The sequence below is a fragment of the Vibrio sp. RM-69-4 genome (genome assembly GCF_024743775.1).
GTDB lineage: Bacteria > Pseudomonadota > Gammaproteobacteria > Enterobacterales > Vibrionaceae > Vibrio > Vibrio anguillarum.
Genome location: NZ_JAMQXI010000036.1, coordinates 235,007 through 248,729, shown reverse-complemented (window position 1 = coordinate 248,729; position 13,723 = coordinate 235,007). Strand labels below are relative to the sequence as shown.

Here is a 13,723-nt window from a genome sequence, read left to right as displayed (position 1 = left end):
TAAAAAAAATGGAAATTAGGCGATAATATTTGCCTGTTTCATCGTCGAATAGCATGTAAGCTAAACAACCCCGACTGGCTTTTTTCGTATAAAATGCAAACTATAACCATCAAATAACCCAGTCAAAACGAGCACTTAATTTTAATGTCATCCAGCATTGGCTGTTTGCTAGCAAGATAATTCGCGACCTAATTGAAGTAAGAAAAGAAAGCACCGTACTGGCACATTCCACCTTTCATTTCGTCGCCTCGCCAAATTTATAAAATATTGATAGATAAGGATTTGATGATTATGTACGCACTAACTAACTGTAAAATCTACACTGGCAGTGATGTGCTAGTTGACCATGCTGTGATTATCAACAACGAGTTGATTGAAGCGGTCTGTCCTATTGCGGATTTACCACAAGATATAACGACACAAGATTTAAGTGGTGCAAACCTAAGCCCAGGCTTTATCGACCTGCAATTGAATGGTTGTGGCGGTGTGATGCTGAATGATGAAGTAACCGCGACTACGATGCAGATCATGCATAAAGCCAACCTAAAATCAGGATGCACAAGCTTTTTGCCAACGTTAATCACCTCTTCAGACGAAGACATGCGCAAAGCGATTTCTGCCGCACGTGAATATCACTCTCAATATAAAAACCAATCACTGGGTTTACACCTTGAAGGGCCATATCTTAATGTGATGAAAAAGGGCATTCACAGTGTGGATTTCATCCGCCCTTCAGATGACAACATGATCGCCACTATGTGTGAAAATAGCGATGTGATTGCTAAAGTGACATTGGCGCCAGAGCACAACAATCCAGAACACATTGAACGTCTGGTGAAAGCTGGCATTGTGGTATCGATTGGTCACACTAACGCAACTTATACTGAAGCACGTAAAAGCTTTGAATCAGGCATCACCTTTGCCACACACTTATTTAATGCCATGACGCCGATGGTTGGACGTGAACCCGGTGTCGTTGGTGCAATTTATGACACCCCAGAAGTTTATGCTGGCATTATTGCTGATGGCTTTCATGTTGATTATGCTAACATCAGAATTGCTCACAAAATCAAAGGCGAAAAGCTTGTATTAGTGACCGATGCCACAGCTCCTGCAGGCGCTAACATGGATTACTTTATTTTTGTCGGTAAGAAAGTATATTACCGTGATGGTAAGTGTGTTGATGAAAACGGCACACTGGGCGGCTCAGCACTCACTATGATTGAGGCAGTGCAAAACACTGTTGAGCACGTTGGTATCGCATTGGACGAAGCTCTGCGGATGGCAACTCTGTATCCGGCAAAAGCAATTGGTGTGGATCACAAACTAGGCCGAGTAAAAAAAGGCATGGTGGCGAACCTCACTGCATTTGATAGAGACTTCAATGTTCAGGCGACGGTTGTTAACGGACAATACGAGCACAATTGATAATGAATGGCGGACAAATAGGTAACGTAGATTTAGTCAAACAACTCAACAGCGCAGCAGTGTACCGATTGATCGACCTACAAGGTCCGATATCTCGTATTCAAGTTGCCGATGTGAGCCAACTTGCTCCAGCAAGTGTTACAAAAATAACCCGCCAACTTCTAGAACGCGGCCTCATTAAAGAGGTCGCACAACAAGCCTCTACTGGCGGACGTAGAGCCATCTCCTTAACAACCGAAGTCGCCCCTTTTCACTCTGTCGCCGTACGTTTAGGCCGAGATTACATTCAGCTCAGCCTGTATAATTTAGGGGGCAAAGAACTCGCGTCGGACTATCACGAGTTTCACTATTCTCACCAAACACAATTAATTGAGGGGCTCCTTTTCCACCTCAATACCTTTATCAAACAACAGCAAGAGCGAATCGAACAGTTCATTGCCATTGGTATTGCCCTACCCGGCTTAGTCAACCCAGAAACGGGTGTCGTAGAATACATGCCCAATATTGCTATTGATGCACTCGCTTTAGGTGACATCATTCGTGATAATTTTCATGTTGAATGTTTTGTTGGCAACGACGTGCGCGGTATGGCGCTTGCCGAACATTATTTTGGTGCCAGCAAAGACTGTCAAGACTCTATCCTAGTCAGCGTTCACCGAGGAACTGGGGCTGGCATTATCGTCAATGGTCAAGTATTCCTAGGCTATAACCGTAACGTAGGTGAAATTGGTCATATCCAAATCGACCCACTCGGCGAACAGTGTCAATGCGGAAATTTCGGCTGTTTAGAAACGGTAGCCGCAAACCCGGCTATTATATCTCGTGTTAAAAAACTGATTGCTCAGGGCTATGAATCTAGCCTAGCGAATATAGAGAGCATTACCATCAATGATGTATGTGAGCACGCCAATCTCGGTGATGAGCTAGCAAAACAGAGCTTAATTCGAGTGGGTAATCAACTCGGTAAAGCCATTGCGATGACCATCAACTTGTTCAACCCACAAAAAGTGGTAATTGCAGGTCAAATTACAGCCGCTCAAGAGATCGTATTCCCCGCGATTCAACGAAATGTAGAGAATCAATCACTCAAAACTTTCCACACCAATTTACCCATAGTCGCGTCGCAGATTGATAAACAACCAACCATAGGTGCATTTGCTATGATTAAACGGGCAATGTTAAATGGTGTTTTACTTCAAAAATTACTTGGCGATTAAGCAACCGATTGAATTATAATAAAAGGCTGTGTCGTCATGACACAGCCTTTTTTACAACCAAAACATTATTTTTAAACCAAAGCATTACTAAAGGAATTTATGGAACTTATCCTAATTTCAACGGCTTTTTTCGCAGGGTTTATTGCCTTGAAATGTAATTTACCTCCGTTGGTTGGCTTTTTAGTTGCTGGGTTTGGCCTTAATGCTGCTGGCTACCACAGCAGCGATACCATTCTGACCCTAGCCGATCTAGGGGTTACCTTATTGCTGTTCACAATTGGACTTAAGCTAGAGATTAAAACCTTACTTGCGAGAGAGATTTGGGCTGGTGCCACGGTTCATAACCTCCTTTCGACAGGGATTTTCAGCATTGCTTTATTGATATTCAAATATTTAGGGGTTAGCTCTCTGGCCTCGATGTCAATTGAACAATTAGTTCTGCTTGGTTTTGCTTTGTCATTCTCCAGTACTGTTTTTGCGGTGAAATCACTGCAAGAGAAAGGAGAAATGAACGCGACATACGCCACTATCGCCATCGGTATTCTTGTGATGCAAGATATCTTTGCTGTCATATTTTTAACCGTCTCGACAGGAAAACTTCCTCATTGGTACGCTGCCACTTTATTGATCCTACCCTTTATGCGACCACTATTTTACAAACTGCTCGACTGGGTTGGTCACGGTGAAATGCTTGTTCTGTTTGGTATATTTTTTGCCTTAGTGGTCGGAGCAGGATCATTTGAATTGGTTGGGATGAAACCCGATCTTGGTGCTCTGATTTTAGGCATGCTGCTAGCAGGCCATCGCAAAGCATCTGAGTTGTCAAAATCACTCTTTAATCTAAAAGAGCTGTTTCTCGTCTGCTTTTTCCTCAACATTGGACTATCAGAACAGCCCACAATGACTGGGTTTGCGCTCGCATTGTTGCTCTTACTGCTGCTTCCCATCAAAGGTATCCTCTATTTTTGGGTACTCAACCGCTTTAAATTCCGAGTGAGAACCTCATTGTTAGCCACCTTGTCTTTATTCAATTTCAGTGAATTCGGACTGATTGTGGGGGGGCTTGCTTTCAAAATGGGATGGATGTCGGGTGACATATTGGTCGCACTGGCCATTGCGGTATCCATTTCATTTGTAATCGCAGCCCCAATAAGCCGTAAAGGCCATGAACTCTATCAACATTCACGGCAATGGCTCAAAGAACATGCCGCTGAAAAACTCAACACCAAAGATCAATTAATTAATCCAGGCCATGCTCAGGTACTCATATTAGGGATGGGCCGCATCGGTACCGGTGCATATGATGAGTTGCGCTCTCGTTATGGCAAAATAAGTTTAGGCATAGAAGTCCGAGAAGAGGTTGCTCATGATCACCGCTCACAAGGGCGCAATGTTATTGCTGGTGATGCAACCGACCCTGATTTTTGGGAGCGTATTCTAGACACTGGTAATGTAAAACTCGTACTACTTGCTATGCCGCATCATCAGGGTAACCAAATCGCGCTATCGCAGTTACAACACCGTAATTTTAAAGGACAAATCGCAGCCATCGCCGAATACCCAGACCAATTGGAATCACTATTGGAAAGTGGTGTTGATGCGGCATTCAACATCTATAGCGAAGCGGGTAGCGGTTTTGCCCGTCACGTATGTAAACAGCTCCAACCTAATTTTACTAAACCGTAATAATATCTAGGTAAGCCATCGCAATTTTTAGGTAAAACATTGTCATTTCTATGCCCAACTCAATACGGCCCCAGAGCTTAGTTGGGCATAATTTACCCACCATCGCTCAAAAACAGAAAACAAATAGAAAAAATTCATACAAAGCGCACATTAATTAAATAAAATTCACAAAGATGCATCTTATGTGATATTAACGACACCATATGGTTGCTTTTTTTAACCAGAATGGCAAATTAGGTCCAACAGATTAAAAATCATCAAAAGGAAGTTGTATGTGTTCTATATTTGGCATTCTTGATATTAAAAGTGATGCAACAGCGTTACGCCCAATAGCGCTAGAGATGTCTAAAAAAATGCGTCACCGCGGCCCTGACTGGTCTGGCATCTATGCTTCAGAAAAAGCAATCTTGGCTCATGAGCGCCTTTCTATTGTCGGTTTAAACAGCGGCGCACAACCACTTTACAGCCCAAATAAAAAGCACATATTAGCGGTCAATGGTGAGATTTATAACCACAAAGAAATTCGTGCTCGTTACCAAGGTAAATACGATTTTCAAACCGACTCTGACTGTGAAGTGATATTAGCGCTTTATGCAGACATGGGTGCCGCGCTGCTTGAAGAACTCAACGGCATCTTTGCCTTTGTGCTCTATGATGAAGAAAAAGATGAGTACCTCATCGGGCGTGACCATATTGGTATCATTCCTCTTTACCAAGGCCATGACGAACACGGTAACTACTACATTGCATCCGAAATGAAAGCTTTGGTAAGCATTTGCAAAACTATCAGTGAATTTCCTCCTGGTAGTTACTACAGCTCGAAAGAGGCAGGTGCACAACGCTACTATATTCGAGATTGGAATGAATATGCGGCAGTCCAAGGCAATAGCAGCAGTAAAGAAGAGCTAAAACAAGCATTAGAAGCGGCCGTGAAGCGCCAACTGATGACAGATGTACCTTATGGTGTTTTGCTTTCTGGAGGATTGGACTCTTCAATTACGTCAGCCATTGCGAAACGTTACGCTGCAATGCGAATTGAAGATGATGAACAATCAGAAGCATGGTGGCCACAGCTTCACTCTTTTGCGGTGGGTTTAGACGGTGCCCCAGACCTTAAAGCGGCTCGCGAAGTTGCTGAAAAAATTGGCACTGTACACCACGAAATGACTTATACCATCCAAGAGGGTTTAGATGCTATTCGTGATGTTATTTACCATATTGAAACGTATGACGTGACGACAATTCGAGCCTCTACTCCGATGTATTTGATGGGGCGAAAAATCAAAGCCATGGGTATCAAAATGGTACTTTCCGGCGAAGGAGCGGATGAGATCTTCGGTGGTTACTTATACTTCCACAAAGCACCAAACGCGCAAGAATTCCACGAAGAAACTGTGCGTAAACTGCTGGCGTTGAACTTGTTTGACTGCGCTCGCGCTAATAAATCTTTAGCGGCTTGGGGAGTGGAAGGACGCGTTCCTTTCCTAGACAAAGAGTTTATTGATGTTGCAATGAGGCTTAACCCTGCTGACAAAATGTGTGGCAATGGCAAGATGGAAAAACACATTCTACGTGAGTGCTTTGAAGATTATCTGCCAGCCTCGATTGCTTGGCGTCAAAAAGAGCAATTTTCCGATGGTGTGGGCTATAGCTGGATTGACACACTAAAGAGTGTTGCTGAAGAAAAAGTTACCGATCAACAGATGGAAACAGCAAAATACCGCTTCCCATATAATACTCCAGCGACAAAAGAAGGGTATGTTTACCGCGAGATCTTCGAAGAGCTGTTCCCGTTAGAGTCTGCTGCACAATGCGTTCCTGGAGGTCCTTCTGTAGCTTGTTCTTCCGCCAAAGCAATAGAGTGGGATGAATCCTTTAAAAATTGTATTGACCCGTCAGGCCGAGCTGTCAAAGCGGTGCATAATGAAGCGTACTAACCAAAACGCTGGCTAATAAAGCAAATAAAAGGCGCAAAATGCGCCTTTTATTTGTCTAAAGAGCTTACTGTAGAGAGTCAATCACGAATCTAATTCTAAATGTTTATTATCAATGCTCATCGGTATCACTTGGCTGATCATTTTAACCAGCATAATCGATCGCGTCTCACCATCGGGCTCTTGGTAAATGGCATCAATTCCTGAGAACTGCCCACCCTTAAGTCGAACTACCTGCCCTTTTTCTGGAATATTGAACGATGCTACCGGTAATTTTAACTGGTCGAGTAACTTCAATTCCTCGATCAAATCACTGTCCAACTCCTTCGGATGTGAACCAAATCGGATGAAATCAACCACACCGCGAGTAGAGCGCACACTAGTAAAGGTTGGGCCAATTTCAAAATCAAAGTAAATGAACATATAGGAGGGAAAAAGTGGCTCTTTGACAACTTGCCGCTTACCCCGAAGAATTCTCTCTAGTTCAATTTCTGGGTAGAAACATTCGACACCTTGGTTTTCAAGGTGTGCTTTAGCACGCCTCTGATCGCCACGTTTACAATACAACAAATACCAACGTTTCATTTTATTCCTAGCTACTGCTTTTCTTTTTCTTGAATCCTAACACCATCCTCCTCCTCAATAAACGGCTAATAAACTGAACACAAAAATAAACCCTTAATGTCCGAACAAGGCAAATTCAAATAATCAGTAATGAAAGATAAGTTTTCATAACGCAACAAAACTTTGAGCATTGATAGACATGCATTTTAAAAACAATGAGTTAGTTAATAATACCAGAATAAAATACTGATTTTACTCATTGCGATACGCTAAAAGCCCATGTATATCTAAAGCACAATTTTTCTCATCTCAAATACTAATAATTCTTATGACAAACCAACATCAATACTTTGGGCACCCAAGGGGCCTATTTTTACTTTTTGGCACAGAGCTATGGGAGCGTTTTTCGTATTATGCGATGCGCGCCATTTTGGTACTTTATCTTACAGACGCAACGATGAATGGCGGTCTAGGTTGGTCGACTAAAGATGCTCTCGATCTTTACGGCACCTATACAGGGCTAGTCTACATCACACCGCTTATTGGTGGTTACCTTGCAGATAACTACCTTGGGCAACGCCGTTCTATTTTATTGGGTGGAGCGTTAATGGCCATTGGCCAATTTACGCTGGCACTGCCTGCAGATGTGCTAGGCATTGGCTCTCTACACACTTTCTATTTAGGCCTTGCACTGCTTATCTGTGGTAACGGTCTATTTAAGCCCAATATCTCAACAATGGTTGGTGACCTATATAATGAAGGTGATAACCGTCGTGATGGCGCGTTCACCATCTTCTACATGGGGATCAATTTAGGTGCGCTACTTGCTGGTGTGATCTCTGGTTCAGTTACTAACACATTTGGTTGGAAAGCCGGTTTTGTGGCCGCTGGTATTGGTATGCTGATCAGCCTTGTGATGCAAATGGCAATGGCTCAATCATGGCTTGGTAATATTGGCCGCGAACCAGCAGCTAAGCGCGATCTAAAACTGAAAAAATCAGCAAATAAAGAACCACTAACGAAAGCAGAAGTAGATCGTATCAAAGTTATCCTTGTGATGAGTTTGTTTACTATTGTTTTCTGGGCGGGTTTCGAACAAGCTGGTGGTTTAATGAACATTTACACGCAGCAATACACTGATCGTATGATGGGCGGTTTTGAGATACCTGCGGCTTGGTTCCAATCGTTAAATCCATTTTTCATTATTACTCTTGCCCCTGTATTAGCCGTATTATGGGTAAAATTAGGTAAGCGTGAACCAAACTCGCCAATGAAGTTTGCATTAGCGATGTTCTTCTTAGCCCTAGGCTTCCTATGCATGGTTGGTGCGGTTATGGAGCAAGGTGGTGACACTACCGTAAAAACATCAATGCTATGGCTTGTCGGTGCCTTCTTCTTCCATACCTTGGGCGAACTGTGTCTATCACCAATTGGTCTATCGCTTGTCACTAAACTAGCCCCACTACGCCTTGCTTCATTAATGATGGGAGCATGGTTCGGTTGTAACGCAATCGCGAATTATGTAGCAGGCCATGTAGGTTCTCATGTGGGAGAGCTTGGTGCGATGGCTATCTTCAGCGGTATTGCAGTAACAGCAACCATTGGCGGCGTCATTTTACTGTTGTGCTCTAACACGCTCGTTCGTTGGATGCACGGTGCAGAAAGAGCCACAAGCTACGCTGAAGAAATTGAGGAGCAACAAGCTCAGTTGGTTTAGCTTCAAATATACCTAGTGGTAATTCAAGAATAATAATGACAAACGGTCACGCTATAGTGACCGTTTTTGTACCAGAAAAGAATTCAACTCATCAGCGCTTAACTAAGGAAGCCATCATTTCTATATGCATTGCCGAATCATTTAGGCACTCAATGTAGGTAAACAATTCTCCACCAGCATGTATAAAGGTTTCTTTACCTTGCTCAGCTATCTCTTCTAGGGTTTCTAAACAATCCACCGAGAAGGCGGGTGTGATGATATCCAACTTTTTAATACCGCGGCTTGGCAGAGCCTCTAATGTTTTATCCGTATAAGGCTGTAGCCACTCTTCACGTCCAAAAATAGACTGATAGGTCATACCGATTTGGTCAGCATTCAAACCAAGTTCTTGTGCCAAAAGTTCTGTGGTTTTTTGGCAGTGCTGTGGGTAGATATCACCGTTATCGGCATATCGCTTAGGGATACCGTGGTAGGAACAAAGCAAATAGTCACCTTGCCCGTTACGTTGCCAAGAGTCACGGACTTTACTCGCCAAAGATCGTATATAAGCAGGGTGATTATGATAATCACGAATAAAACGTAAATTGGGCGTCACAGGGATACGTTTCATCGCTTTGGCAAGGCCATCAAACACGGCAGCCGTAGTAGTACCAGAATATTGAGGGTACAGAGGCAGCACCACAATCTCTTCAACACCACGCTCCAATAATGTGTTGATACCCTCTAAAAGGCTTGGTGAACCATAGGTCATACCAAGTTCCACTGGTGTACCTAGATACTGTTCTAACGCTTGCACTTGGCGTTTAGAGTACACCATCAAAGGAGAGCCTTCTTCCATCCAAACAGATTGATATAACTTAGCAACCTTGGGGGCTCGCAGCGGAAGAATCACACCATGTAATAATGGACACCAGATCCAACGACTCATATCAACCACACGCTGGTCATGTAAAAATTGGCTTAAAAATCGTTTTACTGCCGATGCCGTCGGTTCACTCGGCGTTCCCAAGTTAACCAACAGCACACCCTGTTTTTGATTATTTTGCATTACTTCCATTCATCCATTTCATTGTTAATTATTGAGTACGAATTTGCGGTAGGAAAGTTCATAAAAAAAGCGACCTTTAGGTCGCTTTCACTATAACAAAGTTAACAAGCCTATACTGAGCCAATTATGCTAATGCTTTCTCAATATCAGCGCTAACTTGAGCAACTGGCTTAGTGCCATCAAATTTTAGGTATTTCGTATTACCCATTTGTGCTTCTTTACCGTAGTAAGTGATCAGTGGCGCTGTTTGCTCGTGGTAAACACCTAAACGAGCACGAACGGTTTCTTCTTTGTCATCATCACGAACGACAAGATCTTCACCTGTTACGTCATCTTTACCTTCCACTTTTGGCGGGTTGTAAATGGCGTGGTAGGTACGACCAGAAGCCAAGTGAGCACGACGTCCCGCCATACGCTCAACAATAACGTCATCGGCAACATCAAACTCAATCACATAGTCAACATTAATACCCATTGCTTTTAAGCCATCAGCTTGAGGAATCGTGCGAGGAAAACCATCGAGTAAAAAGCCCTTTTCACAATCAGCTTGGGTGATGCGTTCTTTGATTAAGCCAAGGATGATTTCATCAGAAACAAGTTGACCAGCATCAATCACTGATTTCGCTTTTTTGCCAAGTTCAGTACCTGCTTTAATCGCAGCACGTAACATATCACCAGTAGAGATTTGTGGAATACCGTACTTCTCCATGATGAATTGAGCTTGAGTGCCTTTACCTGCACCGGGAGCACCTAGAAGAATGATGCGCATGTTTAATCCTCTTTAGAAAATTATGATTTATACCGAAGCTCACAACCAGATGAGACTTAAAACCAACGGTAAGTTTCGGTATAACGGTAATGAGATGAGTGAATAATAATTCGGCGAGCAACATACACAGCTTACCGATCGCATTCAAGCGATGCATTCTAACATACAAATTTAAGCGACTAACCAGATTAAGACTAAAGAATATAATCTTGGCCGGATGTTCGCTGCAAGTTTGCCTAAAATATCGCTCGTTCTCAGCAGAGAATCGCTATTCAAAGCAAAAAGCTCGCAGTTGCGAGCTTTTTGTTAGCCAGTTAGCTATTCAACCTTAGTCAAAAGCTGATTAATTGCGGTTAAGAATTGTGACGGATCTTCCATCGAACCACGCTCAGCGAGCGTCGCTTGACCTAGTAAAACTTCAACCCAGCGACCAAATACTTGCTCATCCGCTTCATCGGCCATCCGTTTCACTAACGCATGTTCAGGGTTAAGTTCTAAAATATACTTCACCTCTGGTACCGGTTGACCAGCCGCAGCAAGCAATTTTGCCATCTGCGTACCCATCTCATAATCGTCGGTCACAACAACCGCTGGAGTACTTGCCAGTTTAAAGGTAGTTCGAACCTCTTTGACACGATCGCCAAGGTACTGCTTCGTACGTTCAACCACCGATTTAAACTCTTCTTCAGTCTCTTTATGCTTCTCTTTTTCCGCTTCATCTTCGAACTGGCTCAGATCTAGCCCTGCTTTGGTGATGGATTGGAACATTTTTCCATCAAACTCAGTGAGGTAGTTCATCAACCACTCATCAATGCGATCAAACATTAAAATAACTTCGATACCTTTGGCTTTAAACTGCTCTAGGTGTGGGCTATTTTTGGCCGCTGCATAGCTATCGGCGGTGAGGTAGTAGATTTTATCCTGCCCCTCTTTCATCCGTTCAACATAAGCCGCTAAACTAACCGTTTGCTCTGCTGAGTCAACCTCGGTCGAGGCGAAGCGCAATAGGCTGGCGATCTTCTCTTTATTAGCAAAATCTTCTGCAGGCCCCTCTTTGAGTACCAAACCAAACTCTTTCCAGAAGGTTTGATATTTATCAGCATCATTGCTCGCCATACGTTCAAGCATGGTCAATACACGCTTGGTACAAGCATTACGCAATGATTGAGTCACCTTGTTATCTTGTAAAATCTCGCGTGACACATTAAGCGGTAAATCGTTTGAGTCGATTAAGCCACGTACAAAGCGCAAGTAGGACGGCATAAATTGCGCAGCATCATCCATGATAAATACACGCTGAACATAAAGTTTCAAGCCTGATTTATGATCGCGATTCATCATATCCCAAGGTGCTTTCGCTGGAATATAAAGTAGGCTGGTATAATCGTTTTTACCTTCTACACGGTTATGGCTCCACACCAGTGGGTCAGCATAATCATGGGAAACGTGTTTATAGAACTCTTGATACTCTTCATCACTGATTTCTGACTTAGAACGCGTCCACAACGCCTGTGCTTTGTTGATTTGTTCCCATTGGGTCTCTTCAGTCTCATTACCTTCGTCATCACGAACCTTGGTTTGGATAGAAACTGGAATTCCAATGTGGTCTGAATATTTAGAAATCACATCACGCAGACGCCATTCAGAAAGGAACTCTTTGCCTTCCTCTCGCATGTGCAAAATGATATCGGTTCCACGAGACTCTTTATTAATGCTTTCTACTGTATATTCACCTTCACCTTGTGAATACCATTGAACCGCTTCGTTAGCAGGTAAACCCGCAGCGCGAGTTCTTACAGTGACCGCATCTGCGACGATGAAGGCCGAGTAAAAACCCACCCCAAACTGACCGATAAGCTGAGAGTCTTTAGATTGATCTTGGGATAGTTTAGAGAAAAACTCCGCTGTGCCGGATTTTGCAATCGTACCGAGATGTTCAATGACATCTTCGCGGCTCATACCAATACCGTTATCTGAAATGGTCAGCGTATTCGCTTGGGTATCAAACGATAATTTAACGCCTAAGTTGGCATCACCTTGATATAAATCGGCATTAGACAACGCTTGAAAACGAAGTTTATCCGCAGCATCAGAGGCATTTGAAATTAATTCGCGAAGGAAGATCTCTTTATTGGAATAAAGAGAGTGAATCATAAGATGAAGTAACTGTTTGACTTCAGATTGAAAACCACGAGTTTCTTTATTGGTAGTAGCCGTTTCGCTCATACTAGCTCCATAACATCTGAGTTATTTTCATTCACACACAGAGTGTGCAACCAAGGATGATTTGCTAGTAAGATGAGGCTGGCAATTGTAAATTCAAGGTCAATAATCATAAAAACACTGTTTTTTTCATTTATTTTGATTATGCTTGCCGTAATTTTTATCAAAGAAAATAAAAACTAGCATAATGTTTCATCAATTGCTTCCCCAAGCAGGCTAGGTTGATGGACGGTTAAACATGCCAACAATAAGAAGATTATCATGAGTAACATAGGCACAAAATTCATCCTTGCTAACCGATTCACGTTTGATCCCAATAGTAACTCTTTGCTTGAACAAGAAAACGAACAAGAGGCTGTTCGCCTTGGTAGTAACGAAAGTCGAATTTTACTTCTACTTTGTGAACGCCCAAATGAAGTGATTACACGCCATGAACTGCATGAGTTTGTGTGGCGTGAACAAGGTTTTGAAGTTGATGACTCAAGCTTAACTCAAGCGATTTCAACACTTCGTAAGATGTTGAAAGATCAAACCAAATCACCAGAATTCGTCAAAACCGTGCCGAAACGAGGTTATCAAATGATCGCCTCGGTGACTCGAGCAACCCCCTACTCACAAAAAAACACCACCAACGAGCCTGAAGAGGAACCGTTACTGGCCAGTGAGTCTATCCAAGACATTGACGCGGACACCACTTCGCAACCCGAAGAGACAACATCCCAAACCGTGACGACAGATCCACTCGCGAAAGTAAAAATAGGGAAAGAAAAGTTAACACTGCAAAGCAAATTGATGTTGGTTGTGGCTCTTTTCTTACCTATTCTGGCTCTCCTATTGACTAGCCCTGCACAATCAAAATTTAAACAGATTGCGGTTTATAACAACATAGTTGTGAATACGCCCATCAATCATCCAGACCTAAACAAATGGTTACCTTCTATTGAAAAATGCGTAAAAAAATACAATGAATCACATACTGGAGAACTGGCACCTAAGCAGGTGATTGCGACTGGTGGTCAAAATAATCAGCTCGTATTGAATTACATCCATAGTTCTGAGTTCTCGGGTGAAAATGTCACTTTACGAATTTTAGCTAACCAAGATGATTTGGCCAACGTGTGTAAATAAGGGCATAAA

The 13,723-nt window shown here is 42.8% G+C and carries 10 protein-coding genes; 6 read left to right on the top strand and 4 right to left on the bottom strand.

Annotated elements, in window-relative coordinates; all coding sequences use genetic code 11:
- The first annotated feature begins 291 nt into the window (after positions 1-291).
- The 4 genes from nagA to asnB all read left to right on the top strand — a co-directional run bounded on the left by nagA (position 292) and on the right by asnB (position 6,268).
- The gene (gene nagA, locus NB504_RS05450; RefSeq protein WP_026028957.1) at positions 292-1,428 is read left to right on the top strand and encodes an N-acetylglucosamine-6-phosphate deacetylase; all 1,137 of its coding nucleotides are present in this window, start codon (positions 292-294) and stop codon (positions 1,426-1,428) included.
- Positions 1,429-1,430: 2 nt separating this feature from the next.
- The gene (locus tag NB504_RS05445) at positions 1,431-2,645 is read left to right on the top strand and encodes an ROK family protein (protein ID WP_026028126.1); all 1,215 of its coding nucleotides are present in this window, start codon (positions 1,431-1,433) and stop codon (positions 2,643-2,645) included.
- Between the two features lie 99 nt (positions 2,646-2,744).
- A complete protein-coding gene (locus NB504_RS05440) occupies positions 2,745-4,331 on the top strand; it encodes a cation:proton antiporter family protein (protein ID WP_017045500.1) in 1,587 nt (528 codons plus the stop codon).
- A 272-nt stretch (positions 4,332-4,603) separates the two neighbouring features.
- On the top strand, positions 4,604-6,268 hold the full coding sequence (asnB, locus tag NB504_RS05435; protein WP_017045499.1) for an asparagine synthase B: 1,665 nt from the start codon (positions 4,604-4,606) through the stop codon (positions 6,266-6,268).
- A gap of 81 nt (positions 6,269-6,349) precedes the next feature.
- Here asnB and rfaH read toward each other — a convergent pair whose 3' ends face one another.
- The gene (rfaH, locus tag NB504_RS05430; protein ID WP_013857303.1) at positions 6,350-6,850 is read right to left on the bottom strand and encodes a transcription/translation regulatory transformer protein RfaH; all 501 of its coding nucleotides are present in this window, start codon (positions 6,848-6,850) and stop codon (positions 6,350-6,352) included.
- A 307-nt stretch (positions 6,851-7,157) separates the two neighbouring features.
- On the opposite strand from rfaH, the gene NB504_RS05425 reads away from it, so the two are divergent.
- Positions 7,158-8,546 (top strand): peptide MFS transporter, encoded by a 1,389-nt coding sequence (locus tag NB504_RS05425; protein ID WP_258428429.1) that lies wholly within the window; start codon positions 7,158-7,160, stop codon positions 8,544-8,546.
- Positions 8,547-8,637: 91 nt separating this feature from the next.
- Here the strand turns inward: NB504_RS05425 and hemH are convergent, their stop codons facing one another.
- The 3 genes from hemH to htpG form a co-directional block, all read right to left on the bottom strand.
- Entirely contained in the window at positions 8,638-9,603 is a 966-nt protein-coding gene (hemH, locus tag NB504_RS05420; protein ID WP_019280865.1) for a ferrochelatase, read from the bottom strand.
- A 115-nt stretch (positions 9,604-9,718) separates the two neighbouring features.
- Positions 9,719-10,363 (bottom strand): adenylate kinase, encoded by a 645-nt coding sequence (gene adk, locus NB504_RS05415; protein ID WP_013857306.1) that lies wholly within the window; start codon positions 10,361-10,363, stop codon positions 9,719-9,721.
- 318 nt (positions 10,364-10,681) lie between these two features.
- Positions 10,682-12,589, bottom strand: coding sequence for a molecular chaperone HtpG (htpG, locus tag NB504_RS05410; protein WP_013857307.1), 1,908 nt, complete (start codon positions 12,587-12,589; stop codon positions 10,682-10,684).
- A gap of 258 nt (positions 12,590-12,847) precedes the next feature.
- Here htpG and NB504_RS05405 point away from each other — a divergent pair, with 258 nt between their 5' ends.
- On the top strand, positions 12,848-13,714 hold the full coding sequence (locus NB504_RS05405; protein ID WP_017045495.1) for a transcriptional regulator: 867 nt from the start codon (positions 12,848-12,850) through the stop codon (positions 13,712-13,714).
- Positions 13,715-13,723: the final 9 nt, after the last annotated feature.